This is a genomic window from Kineosporia corallincola (assembly GCF_018499875.1).
Classification (GTDB): Bacteria; Actinomycetota; Actinomycetes; order Actinomycetales; family Kineosporiaceae; genus Kineosporia; species Kineosporia corallincola.
This window is the reverse complement of record NZ_JAHBAY010000023.1, coordinates 68,610-92,656: the sequence shown is the minus strand read 5'-3', so window position 1 is coordinate 92,656 and position 24,047 is coordinate 68,610. Positions and strand designations below refer to the sequence as shown.

General features: G+C 67.6%; 23 protein-coding genes. 15 read left to right on the top strand and 8 right to left on the bottom strand.

Annotation, left to right across the window (positions count from 1 at the left end; translation table 11 throughout):
* The coding region (locus KIH74_RS34585; RefSeq protein WP_214160662.1) for an Rv3235 family protein at window positions 1-845 on the bottom strand (845 nt) is incomplete at its 3' end.
* A gap of 98 nt (window positions 846-943) precedes the next feature.
* Window positions 944-1,846, bottom strand: a complete 903-nt coding sequence (locus KIH74_RS34580; RefSeq protein WP_214160661.1) for a LysM peptidoglycan-binding domain-containing protein — start codon at window positions 1,844-1,846, stop codon at window positions 944-946.
* Window positions 1,847-2,010: 164 nt separating this feature from the next.
* On the opposite strand from KIH74_RS34580, the gene KIH74_RS34575 reads away from it, so the two are divergent.
* Window positions 2,011-2,571, top strand: coding sequence for a hypothetical protein (locus KIH74_RS34575; protein ID WP_214160660.1), 561 nt, complete (start codon window positions 2,011-2,013; stop codon window positions 2,569-2,571).
* Between the two features lie 10 nt (window positions 2,572-2,581).
* Here the strand turns inward: KIH74_RS34575 and KIH74_RS34570 are convergent, their stop codons facing one another.
* Window positions 2,582-2,803: a helix-turn-helix domain-containing protein gene (locus KIH74_RS34570; RefSeq protein WP_214160659.1), complete on the bottom strand. Its 222-nt coding sequence runs from the start codon at window positions 2,801-2,803 to the stop codon at window positions 2,582-2,584.
* Between the two features lie 259 nt (window positions 2,804-3,062).
* Between KIH74_RS34570 and KIH74_RS34565 the strand changes: the two genes are divergently transcribed.
* From KIH74_RS34565 to KIH74_RS34550, 4 genes are all read left to right on the top strand, one after another.
* A complete protein-coding gene (locus tag KIH74_RS34565; protein WP_214160658.1) occupies window positions 3,063-3,728 on the top strand; it encodes a CpaB family protein in 666 nt (221 codons plus the stop codon).
* Window positions 3,725-5,056: a CpaE/TadZ family protein gene (locus KIH74_RS34560; protein ID WP_214160657.1), complete on the top strand. Its 1,332-nt coding sequence runs from the start codon at window positions 3,725-3,727 to the stop codon at window positions 5,054-5,056. Before KIH74_RS34565 ends, KIH74_RS34560 begins: the two co-directional genes overlap by 4 nt.
* 32 nt (window positions 5,057-5,088) lie before the next feature.
* Window positions 5,089-5,721, top strand: a complete 633-nt coding sequence (locus KIH74_RS34555; RefSeq protein ID WP_214160656.1) for an HAD family hydrolase — start codon at window positions 5,089-5,091, stop codon at window positions 5,719-5,721.
* Between the two features lie 291 nt (window positions 5,722-6,012).
* Window positions 6,013-6,519, top strand: coding sequence for a DUF6912 family protein (locus tag KIH74_RS34550; protein WP_214160655.1), 507 nt, complete (start codon window positions 6,013-6,015; stop codon window positions 6,517-6,519).
* A gap of 157 nt (window positions 6,520-6,676) precedes the next feature.
* Here the strand turns inward: KIH74_RS34550 and KIH74_RS34545 are convergent, their stop codons facing one another.
* Window positions 6,677-7,177: a DUF2505 domain-containing protein gene (locus tag KIH74_RS34545; protein WP_214160654.1), complete on the bottom strand. Its 501-nt coding sequence runs from the start codon at window positions 7,175-7,177 to the stop codon at window positions 6,677-6,679.
* Between the two features lie 185 nt (window positions 7,178-7,362).
* Between KIH74_RS34545 and KIH74_RS34540 the strand changes: the two genes are divergently transcribed.
* On the top strand, window positions 7,363-12,339 hold the full coding sequence (locus KIH74_RS34540) for an NAD-glutamate dehydrogenase (RefSeq protein ID WP_372492172.1): 4,977 nt from the start codon (window positions 7,363-7,365) through the stop codon (window positions 12,337-12,339).
* A gap of 132 nt (window positions 12,340-12,471) precedes the next feature.
* Window positions 12,472-13,971 carry a sensor histidine kinase gene (locus KIH74_RS34535; protein WP_246573762.1) on the top strand — a complete coding sequence of 500 codons (1,500 nt, stop codon included), beginning with the start codon at window positions 12,472-12,474 and terminating at the stop codon, window positions 13,969-13,971.
* 473 nt (window positions 13,972-14,444) lie between these two features.
* Here the strand turns inward: KIH74_RS34535 and KIH74_RS34530 are convergent, their stop codons facing one another.
* A complete protein-coding gene (locus KIH74_RS34530) occupies window positions 14,445-14,693 on the bottom strand; it encodes a WhiB family transcriptional regulator (protein ID WP_052535954.1) in 249 nt (82 codons plus the stop codon).
* Between the two features lie 751 nt (window positions 14,694-15,444).
* Here KIH74_RS34530 and KIH74_RS34525 point away from each other — a divergent pair.
* Window positions 15,445-15,873, top strand: coding sequence for a hypothetical protein (locus KIH74_RS34525; protein ID WP_214160652.1), 429 nt, complete (start codon window positions 15,445-15,447; stop codon window positions 15,871-15,873).
* Window positions 15,874-15,905: 32 nt separating this feature from the next.
* Here KIH74_RS34525 and KIH74_RS34520 read toward each other — a convergent pair whose 3' ends face one another.
* From KIH74_RS34520 to KIH74_RS34510, 3 genes are all read right to left on the bottom strand, one after another.
* Window positions 15,906-16,745, bottom strand: a complete 840-nt coding sequence (locus tag KIH74_RS34520) for a SigB/SigF/SigG family RNA polymerase sigma factor (RefSeq protein ID WP_214160651.1) — start codon at window positions 16,743-16,745, stop codon at window positions 15,906-15,908.
* A 200-nt stretch (window positions 16,746-16,945) separates the two neighbouring features.
* On the bottom strand, window positions 16,946-17,368 hold the full coding sequence (locus KIH74_RS34515) for an ATP-binding protein (RefSeq protein ID WP_214160650.1): 423 nt from the start codon (window positions 17,366-17,368) through the stop codon (window positions 16,946-16,948).
* A 197-nt stretch (window positions 17,369-17,565) separates the two neighbouring features.
* Window positions 17,566-18,144 (bottom strand): GNAT family N-acetyltransferase, encoded by a 579-nt coding sequence (locus tag KIH74_RS34510; protein WP_214160649.1) that lies wholly within the window; start codon window positions 18,142-18,144, stop codon window positions 17,566-17,568.
* Window positions 18,145-18,930: 786 nt separating this feature from the next.
* Here KIH74_RS34510 and KIH74_RS34505 point away from each other — a divergent pair.
* The 7 genes from KIH74_RS34505 to KIH74_RS34480 are packed head-to-tail and all read left to right on the top strand — an operon-like array spanning window position 18,931 to window position 23,550.
* Complete coding sequence (locus KIH74_RS34505; protein ID WP_214160648.1) at window positions 18,931-20,160, top strand: TadA family conjugal transfer-associated ATPase; 1,230 nt, start codon at window positions 18,931-18,933, stop codon at window positions 20,158-20,160.
* 4 nt (window positions 20,161-20,164) lie between these two features.
* Window positions 20,165-21,028: a type II secretion system F family protein gene (locus tag KIH74_RS34500; RefSeq protein WP_308114082.1), complete on the top strand. Its 864-nt coding sequence runs from the start codon at window positions 20,165-20,167 to the stop codon at window positions 21,026-21,028.
* The gene (locus KIH74_RS34495) at window positions 21,028-21,954 is read left to right on the top strand and encodes a type II secretion system F family protein (protein WP_214160647.1); all 927 of its coding nucleotides are present in this window, start codon (window positions 21,028-21,030) and stop codon (window positions 21,952-21,954) included. The genes KIH74_RS34500 and KIH74_RS34495 overlap by 1 nt, the downstream gene beginning before the upstream one ends.
* 44 nt (window positions 21,955-21,998) lie before the next feature.
* Window positions 21,999-22,238, top strand: a complete 240-nt coding sequence (locus KIH74_RS39415) for a hypothetical protein (RefSeq protein WP_372492174.1) — start codon at window positions 21,999-22,001, stop codon at window positions 22,236-22,238.
* A 3-nt stretch (window positions 22,239-22,241) separates the two neighbouring features.
* Window positions 22,242-22,628 carry a TadE/TadG family type IV pilus assembly protein gene (locus tag KIH74_RS34490; RefSeq protein WP_246573759.1) on the top strand — a complete coding sequence of 129 codons (387 nt, stop codon included), beginning with the start codon at window positions 22,242-22,244 and terminating at the stop codon, window positions 22,626-22,628.
* Window positions 22,625-23,077: a pilus assembly protein gene (locus KIH74_RS34485; protein WP_214160645.1), complete on the top strand. Its 453-nt coding sequence runs from the start codon at window positions 22,625-22,627 to the stop codon at window positions 23,075-23,077. The genes KIH74_RS34490 and KIH74_RS34485 overlap by 4 nt, the downstream gene beginning before the upstream one ends.
* Entirely contained in the window at window positions 23,074-23,550 is a 477-nt protein-coding gene (locus KIH74_RS34480; protein ID WP_308114081.1) for a pilus assembly protein TadG-related protein, read from the top strand. The genes KIH74_RS34485 and KIH74_RS34480 overlap by 4 nt, the downstream gene beginning before the upstream one ends.
* Window positions 23,551-24,047: the final 497 nt, after the last annotated feature.

The window sequence follows — 24,047 nt, the reverse complement described above, 5'->3', positions numbered from 1 at the left end:
TCCTCCAGCCTTCCCTGCATCTCAAGTTCCGTGACGCGCCAGCGTCCGTGCAGCCCTTCCATCCGGAAGGCCACGGCCCGGACCCGCGGTGGCTCCGCGACCACGGCGCTGACCTCGTGAACCCCGGTTTTCGGGCTGCACAGGACAAGCGTGCGCAGCCGCGGCTTGGACCCCGGGTTGCCGCCGTTACGTCGGGCCCGGATCGTTAGTTCCCCTCGGCGGACGAGCTTTCCGTGGACCTCCGGGGTGGTCCACCGGATCAGCTGTGTCGGTGGGCGTAGCCCTTGAGCGACTTCCATGGCGGCCTGAATGAAAGCCGCTGCCCAGGGCCTGGCCTCGGGGAGCAGGAGCATGGCCTCGGGGCCGCTGCTCCGCTCGGTCGATGTGGTATTGACGCAGTGGGTGGACAACTCACTGCCTGCCTTGTTCGCCTGGTTGTGAACGGGCTGTGGGGAGAGGGTTTTGCCTTCCCGTGTGCCGTCTTCGCCTTCGGTGGGGGCCGGTCCCAGGTATCTCGGTACGGCGAAACCCACGGTTGTTCCGAGAGGGACACCCGAGGCAGTGGTTTCACCGTCGCGGCCGCCTCGATGCGGGTCCTTGGGGACCTTGCTGGCGCCTGGGGATGCTTCGAGATCGCGGTCAGTGGCCTCGCCGAATATCCCCTTCGATGTGAAAGTGTTCTCGCTGTTGCAACTTTCGATCTGATCGTGGAGCGGTGGAAGCGAGAAGACGCCAGTCAGTGGTAGCGCCAGGGGCAGAACGCCCTGTGCCGGGTGAACCTCGGGCAACTCATCCGGCCGGTAGACCCGATCGGCGGGAAAGGGCTCGTGGCGAGGAACGGACATGAGCCGCAGCTGAGGCAAGGACTCCGGCAGTGTGTTTCGTCGGGGCCGGGTGACGCTGTTGCGAGGTGAACGCCGACCGGTGCCGGCGGAGGGCGGGCTCATCGCTCGATCCCCTTCCGGAAGGCGTCGGACGAGCTTCTCTGCGCTGCAAGAGTTCTGGCCTCACCTGCCGCTTGCGGCACGCGCAGGCGCTCGCCTGGCAGCAGCCGGTGCGGATCGGCTCCGATCAGGTGCCGATTGACGCTGAACCAGCGAGGCCATTCCTGTGCGATTTCCGTATCGGTGGCCTTCGGACCGAGATGACGTGCGGTGATCGACCACAACGTGTCGCCTCGGTGTACGACCACGTGCAGCCCAGGATCACGATCGGCGGTCACCCGCCGGGGCGTGCCGGTCGCGACCCCGATCGCTGCCTGGCTCTCGGCAACAGCGGCAGCAGTTGCGGCCGGGCGTGGTCGTTCCGGCGTCCATCCTGGTGAGAAGTCGCGTAGCACGAGCACTTTTCCCGGCTTATCGTCGGGAGTACCGACGTGTGCGGCGGCCTGGTGCGAGGTTCTCCCGGGATTCGTTGCCGGGTGCGGCACGGCCGCTGCGGCGAAGTCGGCCGGGCGGAAGGTTGCGGCCTGCGCCACCGTCGGCGTGGCGATCAACGCGACGCCGAGCAGTGCCGCAACCGCGTTGCGAACCGCTGCCGGAGCGATTCGGCGTGCGGTGCGAGATACGGGTGTTGCCAGTCGGGTTCGGGTGCTCAGAGCGGCGATCACGCTCACGGTCATCGCGATCAGCAGCCACACGGTCACACCGGTCGCCGCCCCGCCGGCGATCAGACCGAATGCCTGGTCCGGCGAAGCCGGCCCTGGTGAACGCAATTCGTGCCACGCACCGACGGTGAGGCGACTGAGCTGAGCGGCCAGGCCGCCGACCAGGAGCAACGCGGTGGCCAGTAAGGCGGCGCCGCGGGAACGGGCGCCGATATTCAGGAGCTGAGGTGCAAGTGACATGGAGACCCCCCGTGGTCTACGTGTGACACCTTTGAGCATCGTCGATGTCGTTTGACGACGTTTGATGCCCCTTGAGTGTCGGCCATCCGCATCCTGTACGTCCAGTCAGATCGGAAAATCCGTTTTCGGCTCGCCGTCCGTCGTGCGGCGCTAGCGTTCGGAAGATGCGCTGGAAGCAGCTTTTCGACGACCTCGAGGCCCGGTTCGAGGAGCAGGAGCGGGCGGAGGCCGAACTCGATCTGGTCGAGCTGGTGCGTGCCGAACGCGACCAGATCACCTTCAGCGACCGGCTCCGGGCCCACCCCGGCGTCGTCCTCACGTTTGATCTGCGTGACGGAAGCAACCGCCGCGGAACGCTTCTCGACGTGGGTCGGGACTGGGTCCTGTTGCGGTCACCCGCTGCCGCAGGGCGCACGGCGGACCTGCTGATCCCGGTCGAGGCGGTGGTCTCGACCGGTGGCCTCTCACAGCTCTCGCGCGAGGGCGGGAAGTCGGTGGGGCGGCGCCTGCGATTGGGATCGGTGCTACGCGGCCTGGCCTCCGACCGGGCGGCCGTCGGCATCGACTTCTGGCCTACTGGTCATCTCGACGGCACGATCGACCGGGTGGGTGCCGATCATCTGGACCTGGCGATGCATCCGGTGGATGTCGCGCGCCGGGCCGTGGAGGTGCGGCAGGTACGCACGGTGCCGTTCCAGGCGATGGCCGCAGTGATGGTTCGGTAAAGGTTGCTGCTTAGTCGAGTTCGGTGGCCGGGCGGTTGCGCACCATCTCACGGGTCTCCGCGTACTTGCGCTGGATGTACTCCTCCAGCACCGTCGTCTCGACGCGCCACTGGCCGCGACCGCCCACCTGGATGGCCGGCAGATCGCCGGAGCGCACCAGGGTGTAGGCCTGCCGGACCGAGATGCTGAGCTCGTCCGCGACATCGGCGAGCTCAAGGAATCGGCGGGACACGCAGCCCTCCTGCGGCGGTCGTGACCGGCCGTCGGGACCGGCCGGGTTCGGGGCTCAGTCTGTCATGACGCGGGATGGGCTCCGCGAGTTATCCACAGTCGGCGGGAAACCGGCTTTGTCCACAGGATCATCCGATCCTGCTTCCGTTTGGTCCTGTTTCTGTCACGATATCCGCACGCGGTGATCGAGCGGTCGCTCTCAGTGAGTGGATGATCTCGGTGCCGGCGTATTCACGGGGAGCGGAAGACAGGGGGCCAGCATGGCGGTGTCGGAACTCGCGCCGGTGGCGGCGGCGAGACTGCGGAGGCCCGGCTGGCGTGATCCTCGGCTGATCGTCGGGCTGGTGCTGCTGTTCGGATCGATTGCGGCCGGTGCCCGGCTGATGGCCGAGGCCGGTCAGACCCGTGCCGTCTACGCCGCTCGCACGGCTCTGCCGCCCGGCACCGCACTGACCGCCGAGGTGCTGAAGGTGGTTCGGGTGAGGGTGGAGGGCGCCGATGCCGGGTATCTGGACGCGGCCAGTCCGCTGCCGGCCGGCGCTGTTCTCCTACGCACCGTCGGTGAGGGGGAACTGATTCCGGTCGCGGCCATCGGATCCGCCGCCAGTCTGAGCGTCCGGCCGGTGACGATTCCGCTCGACGGGCCTCCACCGGGTGGGCTGGTCGCCGGTGGCCGGGCCGACATCTGGGCCGCCGTCCCGCATCGTGACCAGTCCCGCGGCGGGTTCCAGGCGCCGCGCCAGATTGCCGACGGCGTCGAGGTGTTCGCGGTGTCGGCTCCTGGAGCGGGCCTGAACTCCGCCCGGTCCGGCTCGCTCCAGGTCCTGGTGGCCGAGGACGCTCTGCCCGACGTCCTGGAGGCTCTGGCCGACGAGTCGCGGCTCAGCGTCCTGCCGGTGCTCGGCACTCCGCGTGCTCGCTCATGACCCTCACCGTTCTCACCGCCGTCGTCGGTGATCGTGAAGCGCCGTTGGTCACCGGGCTGGAGCGGTCCGCGGTCGGGGTGACGGTGGTGCGCCGCTGTGTCGACGTCCTCGATCTGCTGTCCGCGGCGGCGGCCGGGCTGGCCCATGCCGTCGTTCTCTCCGCCGAACTGCAACGTCTCGACCGGGATGCCGTGACCAGGCTGCGTATGGCCGGTCTGGCCGTGATCGGGCTGGCCTCCGCGGGCGATCAGTCGGGTGCCGAACGGCTCTCCCGGCTGGGGGTCGATCCGGTGCTGGCGGCGGATGCGCCGGTCGAGGAGATCGCGCTGGCTGTCGCGGCGGCTGTCGCCGAAGCCGCTGGGCAGCAGGCATCTTCATCGGCCGGGCTGGTCATGGGAGATCCTGCGGGGGCCCTGCCGAGACCGCCGGGTCCGGGGCCTGGTCCTGCGGTCGGTGCGTCCTCGCCCCGGTCACCCGGCCGGCTGGTCACGGTGTGGGGACCGGTCGGTGCCCCGGGGCGTACCACTGTCGCGATCACGCTGGCGTCCCAGCTGGCACTGGCCGGCCACTCGACGTTGCTGGTCGACGCAGACACGCACGGAGCGGGCGTTGCCCAGGCCCTCGGCCTGCTCGACGAGTCCGCGGGGATCGCCGCTGCCACCCGGGCGGCCAATCAAGGGGCTCTCGACCTGAACCGGCTGGGCGAGCTGGCGCCGCAGGTCGCGCCGGGACTGCGGGTCCTGACCGGGCTTCCGCAGTCCCGGCGCTGGCCGGAGCTGCGTGCCTCGGCCCTGGACGTGGTCTGGGAACAGACTCGTCAACTGGCTCGGTGGACCGTGATCGACGCAGGATTCGGTCTGGAGACCGACGAGGAGCTGATGTTCGACACCACGGTTCCCCGCCGCAACGCCGCCACCCTGTCCGCCATCGCCGCTGCCGACGTCGTGCTGGCGGTCGGGGCGGCCGAGCCCATCGGATTGCAGCGGCTCATCACCGCGTTGCCCGAGGTGAAGGATCGGGCCGGCCCCGGGGCGGTCCGGGTGATGGTGACGCGGGTCCGGGACGGTGCGGTCGGGCCGCACGCCGGTCAGCTGATCACCGATGCGTTGCGTCGATATGCCGGTGTGCACGACGTCCTGCTCGTACCGGACGACAGGCCGGCCCTGGATGCCGCCATGCTGCACGGCAGATCGCTCACCGAGCATGCCCCCGCGTCACCGGCCTGCCGTCCGTTCGAGGTTCTGGCCGCAGCTCTGAACGACGAGTTCAACCCGGGGGCCGCACTCCCGTCCCGGAGGCGTTCACGCTGGCGGGGACGCAGCGCGTGAAAGCGCCGGGCACAGACTTCTACGATGCCAGGATGACCACCGAGCTGCGCGGACTGATCGTTGACTGGGGCGGTGTGCTCACCGCCCCGCTGGACGAGGCGATCAACCGCTGGGCCGGTCTGGAGGGGATCGAACTCGATGCCTACGGCGCCGTGATGCGGGAGTTGATCGGCGAGGCGGACTCCCCGATCCACGCCCTCGAACGCGGGCAGCTCGGCCCGGCCGAGTTCGAGCAGGTGCTGGCCGCCCGTTTCCGGGGCTACGGCATCCAGATCGTTGCCGACGGTCTGCTCGCCCGCATGCTCGAAGGGCTTCAGCCGCTCTCGGAAGACATGGTCGGCCTGCTGCGCCGGGCCCGGGCAGCGGGTCTGCGCACAGCACTGCTGTCCAACTCCTGGGGCGAGCACTACCCCGAGCACCTCTGGATCGGTGCCTTCGACCAGGTCGTCATCTCCGGGCGGGTCGGCATGCGCAAGCCCGAGCCGAAGATCTACCTGCACACGGCCCAGCTACTCGGGCTCGCGCCGGAGGCCTGCGTGTTCGTCGACGACATGCGGCCGAACATCCTCGCCGCCGCCCAGACCGGCATGGTGGGAGTCCATTTCGCCTCTTACCAGGAGACGGTCGACGAGCTGGAGATCCTGTTCGGCCTCGACCTGTGCTGAGCCGCCACGGCCGTGGAACGGGTGTCGCGCAGCGGCTACCGTGCCGTCGCCGTGGAACATGACCCCGAGCCTGGCTGCTGGTCCTGACTGCTGGGAGGGGCTCAGCTTGCGCAGGACACCGGCACGACGGTTACGGTTCTGGCTTCCGGCCCCGACGACCTGCGGCTGATCGGGCAACAACCTGATGGCTCCGTCCCGGCGACGGCTGGTGCTGCCAAGCGCCGTGCCCGCCGGTCGGGGAGTCCTCGACGATCCGGCTGACCGCCGGACGAGTGAGACGAAAGTGGAGCGATGACGAGGGTGTACGTCCCGACCACGCTGACCGCCCTGGCGGGGACGGCGAAGCGTGGGGTGCTGAATCCGGACGCGGCCGACACGGCTCCGCTCGCGGCGCACGCCGTGACCGCGGCGATCCGTGAGTGGTACACCGACGACGACGTCGAGAGTCTGGAGTTCGCGGCGCTGAGTGAGGCGGCCGAGGCGTCGCTGAGGATGATCGCCGAGGACCCGCGCGCTCCCCGGCGGGTCGTGCTGGCTCTGGACGTACCCGACAGGGCGGTCCGGCCCGGCGGTTCCTACCGGTCGTCGGTGACGCTGGAGGTCGAGGTGCAGCTGTCCGACGTGGTCAGCCTGCACGTCGACGAGCCCGAGGCCGAAGACGTCATGCTGACCGCGATCGCGGCGCTGTCCGCAGCCGACGCCGGTGACGACGACGCCCAGTTTCTCCTGGAGGAAGCGGGCGCCTGCGATCTGCTCTGGTACGACATCAGCGAGCTCGATGACCTGATCACCGACTGAGCTGACCGAACCACAAGAAAATCAGGGACGACGCCGAGCCGTGAGAACTCGGCGCCGTCTCGCCCCCGGTGTTTCAGGGACGCCCTTCGCTCGTTTCGCTGCCGCGCCTGGCGATGAAGCTGAGCGCGCCCTGTTTCCTGCCCCCCGCCGGCGGAACTCAGGAACGCTCGGCGAGCCACTTCAGCCCGATGCGCCCCTCGGCGTCGATCGCTGCCCGCACGGCCGGCTCGGCCGCCCGCTCGACCTTCGCCCCGAACAGCGGGATCTTGGCCTTGAGATCGCCCTGGATCTGCTCGGTGCAGCCGCCGTCCGCCGTGGGGATCAGCGCGAGCGTGCCCGAGAGCCGCACCGGGACCCCGCTGAGTTCCACGTCGACGGTGCCCCTGCGACTGCTGTCGGGAGCAGCCGGCGCCCACTTCTCCGTCTGGGTGATGGTGATCGGATTGCTGACCATTGCCCGAAAGGACTCTGGAATGACGTCGGAAGGGAGTGTGCGGTGACTCACAATCACGGTCGAGTCGCCCTCCTGCCGCACTGCTACGTCCCAGGGTCCTTTGGAGACCGCTCCCACCTTCCGCTCCTGGAAGGCCTGGTCCGAGAGCATGGCGAAAACGCTGGCGGGATCAGCGGGGAATTGCATGTCAGCGGTCACGCGCACGGATGACACCCTTTCGGCTCATACAGATGATGGCCCGATCGAATCGAGAAGAGTTCGGCGACGACCGGTCCGCGTTGTCGGCTGGTCGCCGTCGGAGGCAAGGGTATGGTCACGGTTCGGGGGCCACGCTTGCGGCGTGCCCGCCGCGCACAAGGGTTCTCTCTCACAATCTGGGGTGCCGCGTGATGTCGGGTGGAGCTTTGACGCTGCCGACGACGGAAGGGGACAGAGAGGCGCTGCTCGCAGGCGCCCAAGAGGCTGGACGGGAGTTGGTCTCGCAGCAGCCACCAGGTAAGCAACCACCGGACCCAGGCGAGTTCCTGCATCGCTACTACCGCAACGTGGCTCTGGACGACCTGCGTGAACGCACCGCGGTCGACCTGGCCGGGGCGGCCTTCTCGCATCGTGAACTGGCGGCGGTACGGGCCCAGGGCACGGCACTGGTGCGGGTATTCACTCCCACCGAGCAGAGTCACGGCTGGTCGTGCGGTCACACGGTGATCGAGATCGTCGTCGAGGACATGCCTTTCCTGGTCGACTCCGTGAACGCCGAGCTCGCCCGGCTGGGCTGCGAGTCCCAGATGACGATCCACCCGCAGTTCGTGGTGCGCCGCGATCTGACCGGTGTGATGCATGAGGTGTTGCGGGTGGAGCCGCATCTGGCGGCGTCGCGCATGGCCGGTGCCTCCGGTCAGCGACTGCCGCGGGACGCGCAGCCGGAGTCGTGGATCCATGTTGAGGTCGGCCGCGAGACCGATCCCGAGCGGATCCTGGCGATGGAACGCGGTCTGCGCCGGGTGCTCGACGACGTGCGGGTGGCGGTCGAGGACTGGCCGAAGATGCGCGCCACGGCCGCCCGGATCGCCGACGGTCTGCTGGAGAAGCCGCCCACCGGGCCCGCACGGGCCGAGGCGGACGAAAGTGCCGAGCTGCTGCGCTGGCTCGCCGCAGGCCACTTCACCTTCATCGGGTACCGCGAGTACGACCTGGTCGAGCGCGACGGTGAGGACCATCTGATCGCCCGTACCGGCACCGGTCTCGGTGTTCTGCGGCACGACCAGGTGGCCCGGTCGGCGCGGCAGCTCACGCCGCAGGCCCGGATCAAGGCCCGCGAGCAGTCGCTGCTGGTGCTGACCAAGGCCAATTCCCGGGCCACCGTGCACCGGGCCGGCTACCTGGACTACATCGGCGTCAAGACCTTCGACGACCAGGGGAGGGTGACCGGGGAGCAACGCTTCCTGGGGCTGTTCGCCTCCACTGCCTACACGGCTGACGTCCGCGACGTTCCGGTGATCCGGCGCAAGGCCGACGCGGTGCTGGCCGCGGGCGGGTTCTCGCCGGACAGCCATTCGGGCAAGGACCTGCTCGAGATCCTCCAGGCGTATCCCCGCGACGAGCTCTTCGCGATTCACGCGGAGATGCTGTCGTGGATCGCGATGACCGTGATGCAGTTGCAGGAACGTCGCCGGACACGATTGTTCCTGCGGGTCGAGGACTACGGCCGTTACGTGTCCTGCCTGGTGTTCCTGCCCCGAGACCGGTACGTCACCTCGGTCCGGCTGGCCATCGAGCGGGTGCTGAGGGAAGCGATCGGGGCCACGACCGCCGACTACACCGCCCGTGTCACCGAATCCGTGCTCGCCCGGCTGCACTTCGTGGTCAGGGTGCAGCCCGGAGCGGCTGTTCCCGACCTCGACCTGCCCGCGCTCGAGGATCAGCTGGTCAAGCTGACCCGCAACTGGGACGACGACTTCGCCGAGGCTGCTGCCCAGCAGGTCGGCGAGCTGGCCGGGGCCAGGCTCGTGCGCGAATGGGGTTCGGGGATCGGTCAGGGCTACCGCGTGGACGTGGAGCCCGAGACCGCGGTCGAGGACCTGTGCCGACTGAACTCCATGGAGACCGCCGAAGGGCGGGCGGGGTCGCTCGGGGTGAAGCTCTACGAGCCCGCGGGGGCGGCGGCCGGGGAACACCGGTTCGTGCTCTACCGCAAGGAGCCGCTGTCTCTGTCGGCGGTGCTGCCCTACCTCACCAATCTCGGGGTGGAGGTCGTGGACGAACGGCCGTACGTGTTCAGCTCGGCCTCCGGCCGCAAGGGCTACATCTACGACTTCGGCCTGCGTGGTGCCCGGCCGCAGGCAACCGGCGCTCCGGCCTCGCATGACCGGCTGCACCGTTTGTTCTGCGAAGCGTTCGAGTCCGCCTGGTGGGGCGACGCGGAGAGCGACGGCTTCGAGCGGCTTGTGCTGACGGCAGGCCTCGACTGGCGTCAGGTTTCGGTGCTGCGCGGTTACGCCCGGTACCTGCGGCAGACCGGCTCCGCCTTCGGGCAGGACTACATCGGAAACTGCCTGGTTTCGAACCCTGGCATCGCGGTGATGCTGGTCGAGCTCTTCGAAACCCGCTTCGATCCGCGTCTGTTCGGCGGCCAGGAGGCTTCCGACTCGGAGACGGAAGGACGATCCGCAGCCTCGGACGCTCTGGTCGTCAGGATCTCCGCCGCGCTCGACGAGGTCTCGAGCCTGGACCAGGACCGGATCCTGCGTTCGTTCCTGGCCCTGATGCAGGCCACGACCCGGACCAACCGCTATCTGATGGAGGAGGACGCCGAGCCGGCCACCGGGATTCGGCGAGCTCTGGCCTTCAAGCTCGACCCGCGAGCGGTGCCGGACCTGCCGGCTCCTCGTCCCGCCCACGAGATATTCGTGTATTCGCCCTGGGTGGAGGGCGTTCATTTGCGCTTTGGAGCCGTCGCCCGAGGTGGCCTGCGCTGGAGTGACCGGCGTGAGGACTTCCGCACCGAGATCCTGGGGCTGGTCAAGGCGCAGATGGTGAAGAACGCGGTCATCGTGCCGACCGGTGCCAAGGGCGGCTTCGTGGCCAAGCAACTGCCCGACCCGGCTGCCGACCGCGACGCCTGGCTGGCCGAGGGCATCGCCTGCTACCGGAGCTTCATCGGGTCGCTGCTCGACGTGACCGACAACCGTGTGATGGAGAACGGCACCCAGCGAATCGTTCCGCCGCCCAACGTGTTCCGCCACGACGCCGACGACAGCTATCTGGTGGTCGCAGCGGACAAGGGCACGGCTGCCTTCTCCGACCTGGCCAACGAGGTGGCTGCCGGGTACGGGTTCTGGCTGGGGGACGCCTTCGCCTCCGGCGGCTCGGTCGGTTACGACCACAAGGTCATGGGCATCACCGCCCGTGGTGCCTGGGAGAGCGTGGACCGGCACTTCCGCGAGCTCGGGCACGACGTGGCCACCATGAAGACCACCGTGGTCGGCGTCGGCGACATGAGCGGCGATGTCTTCGGCAATGGCATGCTTCTGTCGAAGGCCCTGCAACTGGTGGCCGCCTTCGACCACCGCCACATCTTCCTGGATCCCGATCCGGACCCCGAGACCTCCTACACCGAGCGTTCCCGGATGTTCCGGCTGGCCCGCTCGAGCTGGGCCGATTACGACAGCGCCCTGATCAGCGCCGGAGGCGGGGTGTATTCGCGCAACGCCAAGTCGGTGCCGATCACGCCTCAGGTCGCCCAGCGCCTCGGCATCCCCGCGTCGAAGACCGCGATGACGCCGAACGAGCTGATGAAGGCCATCCTCACCGCTCCGGTGGACCTGCTCTGGAACGGCGGTATCGGCACCTACGTCAAGGCTTCCACCGAGAGCAACGCAGACGTCGGGGACAAGGCCAACGACGGTATCCGGATCGACGGTCGCGGTCTGCGGGCCCGCGTGGTGGGGGAGGGCGGCAACCTCGGCCTCACCCAGCTCGGCCGGGTCGAGGCGGCGCTGTGCGGCGTGCGTGTGAACACCGACGCCATCGACAACTCGGCCGGTGTGGACTGCTCCGACCACGAGGTGAACATCAAGATCCTGCTGGACGGCCTGGTGACCTCGGGCCGTCTCGATGTGGGCGAGCGCACCGAGTTGCTGGCCTCGATGACCGACGACGTGGCCCGGCTGGTGCTGCGGGACAACTACGAGCAGAACGTGCTGCTCGGCAACGCCCGCCGACAGTCCCGCGGAATGCTGCCCGTGCACCAGCGCTTCATCCAGGGGCTCGAGGCCCGCGGTGCGCTGGACCGCGCCCTGGAATACCTGCCGGACGACGCCACCCTGGCCGAGCGGAAATCGGCCGAACTGGGACTGACCTCGCCGGAGTTCTCCGTGCTGGTGGCCTATGCCAAGCTCACTCTGACCGACGACATCGTGGACACGGCGCTGCCCGACGATCCCTGGCTCGACCGGGTGCTCACCGGCTACTTCCCGCCGCAGATCGGCAAGGTCTACGGCGACTCCCTCGCGGCTCACCCGCTGCGGCGGCAGATCGTGACCACCTGCCTGGTCAACGACATGGTCAACCGGGGTGGGATCACCTTCGCCTTCCGCTGCCAGGAGGAGACGGGTGCCGAACCCGAGCAGATCGCCCGTGCCTACATCGTGGCCCGGGAGGTGTTCGGGTTCGAGAACTTCGTGACCGCCGTGGAGGCCCTGGACGGGGTGCTCTCCACACACGACCAGTCCTCGTTGTACCTGAGCTTCCGCAGGTTGCTGGACCGGGCGGTGCGCTGGTTCATCCAGGCCGTGCCCGGAACGATCGACATCGCCCAGGAGGTGAGCCGGTTCGGCCCGGTGATCGCCCAGCTCGCCCCGCAGATCCCCGAACTTGTCGCGCCCCAGCAGCACGCCGTGCTGGCTGCGGAGATCGAGGAATGGAAGAGGCGTGGTGTGCCGGAGCCGCTGGCCCGCCAGGCGGCAGGTCTGCTGACCCGCTACATGCTGCTGGACATCGCGCAGATAGCGACCCAGGTCGGCGCCGATCCGGCCGAGGTGGCCCGGGTCTACCTGAGCCTGTCGGAGCGGTACGGCGGGCAGACCCTGCTGCGGCGGATCTCCGGCCTGCCCCGGAACGACCGGTGGAAGCTTCAGGCCCGGGCCGCGCTGCGGGCGGACCTGTACGCGGCCCTGGAGACGCTGACCATCACGGTGCTCACCAAGACCGGACCGGGAAAGCCGGCCGAACGGATCGCCGAGTTCGAGCGGGTGAACGCGGACCGGGTGGACCGGATCCACGCGACGCTGGAGGAAGTGGTGCGGCTGCCGTCGGCGGACGTGGCGGCGCTCTCTGTGGTGCTGCGCTCGCTGCGAAGCATCGTGTGACGAACCGCTCCAACCCCTCATAACAGGTAAACGCCCGGAACCCCGTGGATGTGAGGTCGGCGACGGTGCGACTTGCAATCCGCACCCGCCACCGCCGGGGTCCGGGCGCTACCGATAGTTAGAGTGGGCCGCATGCCCACGATGAAAGACCTGGTCGCCAAGCACACCGAGCTCGGCCAGGCCGACCTCGAGTGGCTGCAACTGCTCACCGGCGACTGGCAGCTGCTGTCCGACCTGTCCTTCGCTGACCTCGTGCTCTGGGTTCCGCGCAAGGGCGACGGCGGCTGGATCGCGGTGGCGCACTGCCGCCCCAGTACCGGCGTCACCGTTTACTACGACGACGTCGTCGGCATGGCGGTGGACGCTGGTCGTCGTCCCTTGTTGGACCGCGCGTTCGAGCAACTCCGGATCTGTCGCGAACGGGGCACCGACTACCAGGAGGACGTGACCGTCCGCGAGGAGACCGTGCCGGTGCTGCGGGCCGGCCGGGCCATCGCCGTCCTTGCCCGGCACACCAACCTCTCCGCCGCACGCACCCCGAGCCGGCTGGAACTCACGTACCTCCAGTGCGCGGACGAGCTGACCCGGATGATCTGCGAGGGTGAGTTCCCGGCGCCCGGTGCCCCGAGCGGCCCACGCCGCGGCGCTCCCCGGGTGGGTGACGGCCTGATCCGGATGGACAAGGACGGCAAGGTCACCTACGCCAGCCCGAACGCCGTGTCCGCCCTGCACCGGCTCGGTCACTTCGGCGAGGTGGTCGATCAGAGCCTCTCCGAGATCGTCACCTCCCTGCTCGACCAGCCCGGTCTGGTGGACGAGTCGCTGCCCCTGGTGCTGATGGGCCGTGCCCCCTGGCGCAGCCACATCGAGAACCACGGCGCCACGTTGTCGATGCGCGCCGTGCCGCTCAAGACGTCCGGCGAGCGCACCGGAGCCCTCCTGCTGGTGCGTGAGATCTCCGAACTGCGCCGGCGCGAACAGGAGCTCCTGACCAAGGACGCCACCATCCGTGAGGTGCACCACCGGGTCAAGAACAACCTCCAGACGGTCGCCGCCCTGCTGCGCCTCCAGGCTCGCCGGATCAAGTCGCCCGAGGGCCGGGGAGCCTTGCAGGAGGCGATGCGCCGGGTCTCCACCATCGCTCTGGTGCACGAGACCCTGTCCGAGGGCTTCGGTGAGAAGGTCGACTTCGACGACGTGGTCGGGCGAACCCTCTCCCTCGCCGTCGAGCTGGCTGCCCCGTCCACCTCGGTGAAGATCCGCCGGGAAGGACGATTCGGCGAACTCCGGGCCGAGAATGCCACTCCTCTCGCGCTGGTTCTCACCGAATTGGTCACCAATGCGGTCGAGCACGGTTTCCGGGACCGTGGTGGGACGGTCACGCTGATTGCCGAGCGCAACGGCGCGGAACTGCGCACGACGATCCGGGACGACGGCAGCGGGCTTCCCGAGGAGTTCCGGGCAGGACAGTCGGGCCTCGGTACCCAGATCGTGCAGGCGCTCGTCAGCGGTGAGATGCGGGGGCGCATCACCTGGGAGAAGGGCCCCGAAGGCGGCACCGACGTGGTGGTCGAGGTGGTGCTGCGCAAGGCGATGGCCAGTGTCTCGCCCGAGGAGATGCCGGAGCCCTGAAACAGCCCCAAACACACGATGTCCCGGGCATCCATGTGGTGATGCTCCGGGACACGCAGTGACCGGCGGGCCGGGGGTACAGAACGGGATCCGAATCTTGTTCCCAAATAATGGGAAACCCGTTATTGAACGGTGACGTTCAGTTTGCGCCGTTGTCGCCGGTACTCGTACTTCGATTCCGGTTCCAGTTCCCAGATCAGGCGGGAACTTTCAAACCGTGATCGAGATGTTGCGGGTTGTTGCTCTGCTTTGCCTTACCTAAGTGCTTCTGCTGCAAGCTGTATGGCTTGATCCGGCAGATGCGATTCGTGCTGGTGATTCGCGGTGCCGTCGAGAAGCGGCGGCGGGTACCACGGTCTTTCGACTGCTGACGTGTCGGTTGCCGATCGCCGATCGTGTCGGCGGATCGACCGAACGTGCTTGAGTGACCGCAGTACCCGCGCCGGCCTGGTCTACGGTGCGCTGACGAAAAGTCAGCTGGCGCGACGGGCCCGAGCGTTACGGCGCTTCAGCGCACGGCGCTCGTCCTCCGAGAGGCCACCCCAGACGCCGGCGTCCTGGCCGGAGTCGATGGCCCAGCGAAGGCAGGTCTCGACGACCTCGCATCGACGGCAAACAGCTTTCGCTTCCTCGATCTGAAGGATCGCAGGGCCGGTGTTCCCGATCGGGAAGAACAGCTCCGGGTCCTCCTCGAGGCAAGCTGCCTCATGGCGCCAGTCCATGGGATCGTCCACTCCTCACGCCCGGGTGGGCGGTCGTATACGGTTTGAGGCGCAGCGGCAGACGCTGTCCTCTTGGATGTGTGGCCTGCTCCCGTTTACGGGATGTGGCCGGGGGTGACCGGGTTGTCCCGATCAACGGCGATTGCGTTTTGCTTGCCCTCGCCGGATTCGACATCCAGCCTCACACGCTTGTGCCCGCTTTCACAAGGGTTTTCCCCGAGTGATCTGAGCGATGTTTCGTTGCCCTCGGTCACGATGCAGGACTGTAGTCGGTTGAACACGTTGCGTATATACGTTGCTGGTCATTGCTCGTGATGGAATCTGGCCGGTCGAGCGGTGGCTGCGATCGACCGTGTCCGTTCTGTGACCCTCGGTGTGGGGCAAAGAACGCGTTACGTGAACAACTTCCGACGGCGCGTACATTCCTGAGTGCGTGCCGTGAAAGAGCCGGAAGGGTGGTATCAGGATTCTTCCGGGTGTTCCACGCAGAGTGATCCGTTGCCTTCTCTGCTCCATATATTGACGCACGTGCGTCGAGTTCGCAGGCCGAAGTGCCCAAAAGACCCCAATAGGGCCGAGCGGGTGCAGCGTCGGAAGAATGGCTTTCGTAGCCTTAAGTCTGAGCTGATGCGGCTGTGACATTCGTTGCTGCGTAAGGCAGCTCACGCTCGCGGAACCGTGGCTCGTTCGGTTTAACCGTACCGAGTTTAATCGCTATCGGTCGAATGGACGATGAAGGAGAGGATGTGTGATGGCGAGCCAGGAAAGCCCAGCGCCTGTCGGACGCGAGGGACGGCAGGCCCCACCGGAACGGGAGGGGTTACGGCTCCTGGTCTGTGTCCTGGTGGCCGTGGAGGCGCTGGCCCTGCTGGCCGGCGCGGTGGCTCTGGTGATCGAGGGCCTGGGGGCGGAGCGGCCGGGGAACGCCATCGGCCTGGCGCTCGTCGCGGCCGTCATCGGGCTGTCGCTGGCGGCCGCCGTGAGAGGGCTGCACCAGGGGGCCCGCTGGACACGCGGGCCCGTCGTCACCTGGCAGCTGCTCCAGGCAGGCGTGGGCATGCCGGTGTCCGCGAGCAGCTACTGGTACTTCGGTGTCCCGATCCTCGCGATCGCCGTCGTCGTGGGCTTCCTGGTGGCCGGCAAGCACGTGATCGCGCAGGAGGAGACCAACCCCGCCTGAGGCCGGGGGAGGCGCCGCCCAGGGGCTTGTTTCTACAGTTCCTGGGTGAGGCCGCTGCGCAGGATGTTCAGGCTCTTGGTCAGGAGCCGGGACACGTGCATCTGGGACACCCCGACCTCGGCGGCGATCTGGGACTGCGAGAGCCCTTTCCCGAACCGGAGCTCCAGGATGCGCTGCTCCCTCTCGGGCAGCCGGGCCAGGAGCGGCCGGAGGGTCTCCCGTTGCTCGACCAGTTCCAGGCCGGCGTCTTCGAAGGCCTTGCCCATCCGGTCGGATTCCTCGGCCGTGGTGGGAAGCGGCACGGTGATGTAGGCGCTCGCCGTGTCCAGCGCCTCGATCACCAGATCGGCGTCGACGTCGAGGTACTGGGCGATCTCCTGCACGGTGGGGGAGCGGTCGAGGGTGTGGGTGAGGCTTTCGCGGGCTTCGGAGACGCGGCGGCCGAGGTCTTGGATGCGGCGGGGGATGCGCATGGCCCAGCCGCGGTCGCGGAAGTGGCGGCGGATTTCGCCGACGATGGTGGGGACGGCGAAGGCGGCGAAGGCTCCGCGTTGGGGGTCGTAGCGGTCGACGGCGTGCAGGAGGCCGATGGTGCCGACCTGGACGAGGTCGTCGTAGGGTTCGCCGCGGCCTTTGAAGCGTTGGGCGAGGTGGTGGACGAGGGGGAGGTGTGCCTCGATGACGGTGCGGCGCAGCTGCTGGTACTGCGGGTCGCTCTGTGGGAGCGCGGCGAGCCGGAGCAGGTCGGGATCGTGTCGTGGTGAGGCGTCCTCGCTGCCTTCGCGCACGTGCCGTCCGCGGCGGCGTGCCGGTGCATCCGCAGGGGCCTCGTCGATCGTCTCCTCGGCGCGCTCACGGAGCCGGGCAGCCACCGTATGAGGAGTGCCTGCCGGAGCGGTCGTGTCGAATCGGTGCAAGGCCCTGCCGGGAGTGACCTCAGCCGCTGAACCGGACTCCGGCGACGCGTCGACGGAGTCGCCGTTGATCGGCTCGCCGTCGGTGGGGACGTCGGGCGAGCCGTCTCGCCGAGGTGCGCGTTGCAGCACGCTGAGCGTCGTCTCCTGCTGCTGGATCACTGGTCTCCCCGTCCGACGTACGTCAGCTTGATCCATGCACCGTTGTCGCCGACGCCGGTGACGACCTCTCCGGCGAGTGCCCGCAGCACGGACCAGGCGTAGCCCTGCCCGTCGGGCAACTGGCCGAGGGGACCGGTGATGAGGATGGAAAGGAGGCCGCTGCCCGGTGGGCCCACCTCGAAACCGGTGTCGAGCGTGCGCCCGGGATGGGCGCGACCCTGCAACAGCAGAGAACAGGCCTCATCGACCGCGATGCGCAGGTCTTCGATGTCGTCCAGGGTGAGATCAAGGCGGGTCGCCAGGCCGGCGGTCGCCGTGCGGACCATGGCGAGATAGGCCGGATCGGCTGGAACCCGCAGATCGACGGTGTCGGTGCTCCGGATGGTCTCGGAACGGCTGCCGAGCGAAATCGTGCCCACACCCTTCCTCGCCCCCGGGAACGTGTCGTGCCGTAGCGGTGCGCGCTTCGTTCGTCACCGAACGAAGCCAATGTCACCATGAGGCAAGGATAGGACACACTGAGTTGTGCGTGCGGATGTAACTGTCGCACTAGTTGGCGCCAATTTTTGAACGGGTCGCGCTGCGTCACCATTTGCTGGACGGCGATTGCTTATCGTCACACTGGTTTCTTGGCGAGCTCCAAGAGTGATGGATTGGTCAGCGCCCAGGTGGACATGTCGCTGTGCGGAGCTGCACCAAGGCCTTCGTAGAAATTCCGGCCGGGCTCGTTCCAGTCCATGACTGACCATTCGAGGCGGGTATATCCGCGTTCGACGCACAGGGTCGCGAGTTCTGAGATCAGGGCCCGTCCTGCTCCGAGCCCCCGGTACCGCGGGCGGACGAACAGGTCTTCCAGCCAGAGTCCATGACGTCCACGCCAGCTGGAGAAGGTGACGAACCAGAAAGCGGTTCCGATGATCTCCGCACCTGATGGCCCGTCAGCCTCCGCCACATGACAGTAGACACGGGGATGGGAGCTGAAGAGGGCGGCGCGGAGTGCCTGAGGTGTGGCCTCGATCGGGTCCTGCTGTCGGTGGAAGGCGGCACTTTCTTGAAGGATGCCGTGCACGGCATCGATGTCGGAGGGGGCAACTGGCCGAATTCGCCAGGCGACGGCCCGGGATGCCGGGGCGTCGCTCTTGCGATGGTCTCCGGGAGACGGCCATACGGCGGCGTTCTGTCCGTCGAGGGGCATGGCCTGATTTTCTCATCAGGCTGCGCCCGCGTCAGCTGCGTGATTCCGAGGCACCGTGTGCCTCGGTCTTCCCTTCTGGTGGTGCTTGCCGGGTGGTGTCCTTCGGTTCATGGACGACGAAGCCCCCGGCGTCCATGAGTGATGTTGTTCGGGGGTTCGGCCACTGTGGTGGTTCCACGAAGAGGCGTCGCAGGCCGCGCCGGGCAGCCTCGACCCCGGAGGCCGGGCTGGTTGAGTCACGGTGCACCTTGTTCGCGCCTTCCTGCTGATGCACAGGGCATTCGCCCCGGTCCTGGCAGGGCACCGCAGATCCCACGCAGTCCTGGTGGCCGTCGCGCAGGGCGAGTAGCTGGGCTGATGCCTGGGGTGGGTTGACAGCCGAGAGTGGTCTGGAGACAGGAGAATTCGTCTCACATCATGAATCCTATTGCTGTACAACGTGATCGGATGATCGCCGGGTTCCTTCGGAATCCTGGTGGGCCAGGTTCCGACGGGGCTCGACGAGTTTCTGGAATAAGTTCTCATCACGACATCCACTGGTGGCACTCCGATCTCGGCAGCCACGAGAATGGGCTGCTGTCGCATGAGGACGATGGTGCGCCGATTCGCTGACCTCCGCAACCGGCTGTGGAAAACTCTCGTGGGGCAGATGAAATGGGCGATTTACGTTAAGCCTGTGGATAACTGGAGCGGGGTCTGTCCGGATTTCGTATGCTGTCCGGCAGGGGATCACGCGGGCTGACCGCGACGGGGATGCCGACCTGATGAGGGTCGGGAGGGGGAGCGATGGATGCCGTCTCGATCGTGTCGGACGAGGTTCGTGAGCGCATCCGGCGGGAAGGTATTGACCCGGGGCGAGATTCGACGGGGTTGCGACGTCTGGTCGAGTCCGCGGTGGCGGCGTACGACGAGCGCTCGCTGATCCGGGCGTTGCCACCGCTCGCCGATACCGGGCGGGCGGTCAAGAGCGTCATCGATGAAGTGGCCGGATTCGGCGCTCTGCAAGCCTATCTCGACGATCCGTCGGTCGAGGAACTGTGGATCAATGATCCGGGACGGCTGTTCGTGGCACGCTCAGGCGTCAGCGAGCTGACCACGACCATCCTGAGCGCCTCCGAAGTACGCGACCTGGTCGAGCGCATGCTGAAGTTCTCCGGCCGCCGAGTTGACCTGGCCAGCCCTTTCGTCGACGCGATGCTCCCGGACGGATCACGTCTGCACGTCGTCATCCCGGACATCACCCGGCACTCCTACGCCGTGAACATCCGCAAATTCACAGTAGTTTCCACGCGCCTCGACGACCTCGTCACCCTGGGCACGCTGACCCCGCAGGCGGCTGAGTTCCTCAGCGCATCGGTCGTGGCCGGCCTGAACATTCTGGTGGCCGGTGGCACGCAGGCGGGCAAGACGACCATGCTCAACTGTCTGCTGGGAGCGGTGCCGGCTCGCGAGCGGGTCATCACCTGCGAAGAGGTGTTCGAGTTGCGTGCTCCACTGCGCGATTCGGTGGCGATGCAGTGCCGTCAGGCCAGTCTGGAGGGAACGGGTGAGATTCCGCTGCGCCGGCTGGTGAAAGAAGCATTGCGGATGCGGCCCAACCGGATCGTGGTCGGCGAGGTCAGACAGGCTGAGAGCCTGGATTTACTTCTGGCCCTGAACAGCGGGCTTCCCGGCATGGCCACCCTTCATGCGAACTCGGCGCGCGAAGCCGTGGTCAAGATGTGCACCCTTCCGCTGCTGGCCGGTGAGAACGTCAGCGCCCGCTTCATCGTCCCGACTGTCGCCAGCTCGATCGACCTGGTCGTCCACATGCGACTCGACGGTGACGGCCGTCGCCGCGTGACTGAGATCGTCGGCGTGCCGGGCCGGGTCGAGGGTGACGTGGTCGAGACCACCGACATCTTCACCCGGCGCGACGATCGCCTGGTGCGGGCCGAGGGGTTCCCGCCGCATCCCGACCGCTACGAACGCGCCGGTGTCGATGTGGCGACGCTGCTCCGTGGTAGCTGGAGGTGATGGTGTGGGAGCGCTGCTCGGGCTGACAGCAGGAGTCGGCATGTTCCTCGTCTGGTGGTCCTGCTGGCATGCGGAACCACTGAGGTCGGAGGGCACAGGCAGCAAGCCGTTCGCGCGGCTCGGCGGCGTCCTCAGGGAAGCCGGGTTGCAGTCCGTCTCGCCGGTGGCCTTCCTGACCCTGTGTTCCGGGGCCATGGCCGGGGCCTGCCTGCTTCTTCTCGCCCTGACCGGGGTTCGTTCTCTGGCAGTCTGTTTCGGTGTCATCGCCGGATGGCTGCCGTACGCTCTCGTCCGCTCCCGGGCCCGGCGCCGACGGGAACGCCTTCGCGAGTTCTGGCCCGATGCCGTGGACAACCTCGCCTCCGGAGTCCGGGCCGGTCTCTCGCTGCCCGACGCTCTGGGAGCACTCGGCGAGCGTGGGCCGGAGGCGCTGCGCCCGCCGTTCCAGGCGTTCGCCCGGGATTATCGGCTGACGGGTAGCTTCAGCGACTCGCTCGAGACGCTCAAGAGCAGGCTGGCCGATCCGACCGGAGACCGGCTCTGTGAGGCATTGCGCATCACCCGTGAGGTCGGTGGGTCGGACCTGGGCAAGTTGCTGCGCAGCCTCTCCATGTTCCTGCGTGATGACGCCCGGGTGCGTTCTGAGCTGGAGGCCAGGCAGAGCTGGACCGTTTCGGCGGCGCGGCTGGCGGTCTCGGCGCCGTGGCTGGTCCTGGCCCTGCTGGCCACGAAACCCGAGTCGGTCCAGGCCTACGAGAGCGCCACCGGAAGCGTGGTCCTGGCCGTCGGGGCGGCTCTGTGCGTGCTCGCCTACCGCCTGATGACCGTGATCGGGCGGCTCCCCGAAGAACGGCGGGTGCTTCGCTGATGTCAGCCGTCGGTGCTCTCGTCGGTTGCCTGGCCGGAATCGGGGTCTGGCTGATTCTGCTCGGTGTGCCATGGCATCGAGATCCTTCGCTGGAGCAGCGTCTGACGCCATATCTCCGGGGCGCCCGGCTGCCGGGAACGGATGCGCAGGCCATCTCGGATATGCCCGGGTCCGTGCCGCATGAGCTGGCACAGTTCTTGCTGACCACGGCATCGGGCTGGGCCGGCCGCGTGAGTGGTGGCACTGCCTCGGCCGAAAGACGCATCGCGCAGCTGGGTTCCGGGTTCTCGCTGGAGCAGTTCCGAGCACAACAGGTGATTGCGGGGGTGGCCGGGGCAGGGCTCGGTGCTGCTGTGGCCGCTCTGATCGCGGCTCGGAACGGTCTCAGCCTGGTGTCACTCGTGGGAATGGTGCTGATCGGTGCGCTGCTCGGGGTGCTGGGCCGCGATCAGCTCCTGACCTGGCAGGTCCGGCGCCGGGAAGAGCGAATCCTGACGGAGTTCCCCGCCGTGGCCGAGATTCTCGCGCTCGCGGTCGGGGCGGGAGAAGGGCCGCTCGGTGCCCTGGATCGGGTGGCCCGCACCAGCCGTGGTGAGCTGGCGGCCGAGATCGCCCGCACTCTGGCCGACGCCCGCACGGGTAGCTCGCTCACCGACGCGCTCAACCAACTTGCCGCGCGCACGTCGATCCCGAGTCTCGCCCGTTTCGTCGACGGCATCGTGATCGCGATCGAGCGCGGCACGCCACTCGCTGATGTGCTTCGGGCCCAGGCGCAAGACGTTCGTGAACTCACGAAACGCCGGCTGATGGAATCCGGTGGACGACGCGAGATCGCGGCCATGGTGCCGGTGGTCTTCCTGATTCTTCCGGTCACCGTGCTGTTCGCGCTCTTTCCAGGCCTCGCCGTCCTGGAAATCACTGTCTGACCCACCACGACAGATTACGAAACGGGGATAACTTCATGCTCATCATGACTCGGGCGGCAGGATGGTCGCAGCGGCTCCGGCACCGTGGCACGGCTGCGGCGGTCACCAGGATTCACGCCCTTCGGCAGAGGCTGGACCAGGGGGATGACCGGGGTGATGTTCCCGGTTGGGTGTTGGTCACCTTGATGTCCGCCGGCCTGGTCGTCACCTTGTGGGCAGCCGCCGGTCCCCGCCTCGTGCAGGTTTTCAACGACGCTGTCGACAACGTTGTTGGCGGGCCCTGAGGCATGCTGCCAACACACGATCGCGAAACTGGCTCTGCTGTAGTCGATTTTGTGCTGGTAGGGAGCTTGCTGGTGTTCGTGTTCCTGTCGCTTCTGCAATTGGCTCTGATCGTGCATGTGCGTAACGTGCTGGTCGATTGTGCCGTGCAGGGCGCCAGGTACGGCGCGCTCTCCGATCAGGATCCGCAGGCGGGCGCCGACAGAACCAGATCGCTCATCCGGGAGGAGCTGTCAGAGGTCTACGCGCAGCAGGTGACGGCCAACGAGATGGATCTGGGCGGTGCCACGGTGATCGAGGTACGTGTGGTAGCGCCGTTACCGATTCTCGGGCTGATCGGTGCCGGTCGTGGTGCGAGCGTTGCCGGTCATGCTTTCGCTGAGTCGTCATGAAGCGACGTGGTCGGCACGAGACCCTCGAACGAGGTTCGGCAGTCATCGAATTCGTGGCATTGGGGATGCTTCTGCTCCTGCCGGTGGCGTACCTCGTGTTGGTGCTCGGCCGGGTGCAAGCTGCCTCGTTCGCCGCCGGGGGAGCGGTCCGTGAGGCTACCCGCGCCTTCGTCACCGCTGACGATGATGAAGCTGCGCGTGAGCGTGCTGCCAGGGTGACCGAACTGGCATTGCAGGATCACGGGTTTCGCACGGATGAGGGAAAGCTCGACATTTCCTGTAACAGATCGCCGTGTCTGACATCAGGAGGGCAGGTGATGGTCGAGGTGCAGATCGAGGCGCGCTTTCCGTGGCTGCCGACCGGGTTCGCGGAGGCGGTGCGGGCCCATGTCGTTGTCAGGGCTGATCAGGTCGAGACCGTCGATCGGTTCAGGGACTTCGGCTCATGATGCCTCCGGACATGAGACGGGCGCCGCTGAATGACTCAGGGCAGATCGTGCCGTTGACGGCGGGATTCGTGGCTCTGGCCCTGTTGCTCGTGCTGATCACCGTGGACATCACCGCGCTGCACCTCCGTCGCCAGGAGTTGCATGCCCTGGCTGATGCTGTCGCGCTGGATGCTGCCGACGCATTGGACGAGAACGCCTTCTACGAGACAGGGGCGGGAGAACTTCCGGTTCTGCTGTCGGACGAGTCGGTGAGGGCTGCTGCCCGTGACTATCTCCAGCGGAATCCGGATGCCGTGAGAAATCTGGAGGTGGATCTGGCCGGCCCGACCGGAGCCCTCCAAGGAACCACAGCCGAGGTGACGCTGACCGGACGTGCCCAGATTCCGCTCGTGGGGCTGGTGGTGCGACGTTGGTCAGGTGGGGTGCCGCTGCACGCGACCAGCCGGGCGACGGCACGAGAGGCCGGACCCTGAGCTCTCTTTCCCGGAGCCAGTCCTCGTGGCCGCCTTGAGCGGGAGTAGCGGAGTGGGGCGAGGTGGCTGCTACGAGGTGAGGCGGAGATATTGCCGTTTCTTGGAGGAGATAGGAGCGCGCTGACAGGCGGAACGACGGTCGCTCATTGGGGTCGGATGGGCGGCGATCCAGAGGATGGGCAGAGGCGGAGGCAGAAGCGGAGGCAGAAGCGGAGGCAGAAGCGGAGGCAGAAGCGGAGGCAGAAGCGGAGGCAGAAGCGGAGGCAGAAGCGGAGGCGGAGGCAGAGGCAGAAGCGGAGGCGGAGGCAGAGGCAGAAGCGGAGGCAGAAGCGGAGGCGGAGGCAAAGGCAGAAGCGGAGGCAGAGGGCGAAGGGCAGAGGGCGGGGCAGGGGGCGGAGGATGTGGAACCGCGTGCGTCGGGGAAAGTGCGCGGCGGGGTGAGGGTGTGATGAGGCGAGCGTGCGGCGGGGCGAGGGCGCGCGGGGAAGGGAAGGTGT

Excerpts from the sequence above, each read along its gene's own strand:
- KIH74_RS34580 (WP_214160661.1), bottom strand. The coding sequence starts at position 1,846 with ATGTCACTTGCACCTCAGCTCCTGAATATCGGCGCCCGTTCCCGCGGC.
- KIH74_RS34575 (WP_214160660.1), top strand. The coding sequence starts at position 2,011 with ATGCGCTGGAAGCAGCTTTTCGACGACCTCGAGGCCCGGTTCGAGGAG.
- KIH74_RS34565 (WP_214160658.1), top strand. The coding sequence starts at position 3,063 with ATGGCGGTGTCGGAACTCGCGCCGGTGGCGGCGGCGAGACTGCGGAGG.
- KIH74_RS34560 (WP_214160657.1), top strand. The coding sequence starts at position 3,725 with ATGACCCTCACCGTTCTCACCGCCGTCGTCGGTGATCGTGAAGCGCCG.
- KIH74_RS34555 (WP_214160656.1), top strand. The coding sequence starts at position 5,089 with ATGACCACCGAGCTGCGCGGACTGATCGTTGACTGGGGCGGTGTGCTC.
- KIH74_RS34550 (WP_214160655.1), top strand. The coding sequence starts at position 6,013 with ATGACGAGGGTGTACGTCCCGACCACGCTGACCGCCCTGGCGGGGACG.
- KIH74_RS34540 (WP_372492172.1), top strand. The coding sequence starts at position 7,363 with ATGTCGGGTGGAGCTTTGACGCTGCCGACGACGGAAGGGGACAGAGAG.
- KIH74_RS34535 (WP_246573762.1), top strand. The coding sequence starts at position 12,472 with ATGCCCACGATGAAAGACCTGGTCGCCAAGCACACCGAGCTCGGCCAG.
- KIH74_RS34530 (WP_052535954.1), bottom strand. The coding sequence starts at position 14,693 with ATGGACTGGCGCCATGAGGCAGCTTGCCTCGAGGAGGACCCGGAGCTG.
- KIH74_RS34525 (WP_214160652.1), top strand. The coding sequence starts at position 15,445 with ATGGCGAGCCAGGAAAGCCCAGCGCCTGTCGGACGCGAGGGACGGCAG.
- KIH74_RS34510 (WP_214160649.1), bottom strand. The coding sequence starts at position 18,144 with ATGCCCCTCGACGGACAGAACGCCGCCGTATGGCCGTCTCCCGGAGAC.
- KIH74_RS34505 (WP_214160648.1), top strand. The coding sequence starts at position 18,931 with ATGGATGCCGTCTCGATCGTGTCGGACGAGGTTCGTGAGCGCATCCGG.
- KIH74_RS34495 (WP_214160647.1), top strand. The coding sequence starts at position 21,028 with ATGTCAGCCGTCGGTGCTCTCGTCGGTTGCCTGGCCGGAATCGGGGTC.
- KIH74_RS39415 (WP_372492174.1), top strand. The coding sequence starts at position 21,999 with ATGACTCGGGCGGCAGGATGGTCGCAGCGGCTCCGGCACCGTGGCACG.
- KIH74_RS34490 (WP_246573759.1), top strand. The coding sequence starts at position 22,242 with ATGCTGCCAACACACGATCGCGAAACTGGCTCTGCTGTAGTCGATTTT.
- KIH74_RS34485 (WP_214160645.1), top strand. The coding sequence starts at position 22,625 with ATGAAGCGACGTGGTCGGCACGAGACCCTCGAACGAGGTTCGGCAGTC.
- KIH74_RS34480 (WP_308114081.1), top strand. The coding sequence starts at position 23,074 with ATGATGCCTCCGGACATGAGACGGGCGCCGCTGAATGACTCAGGGCAG.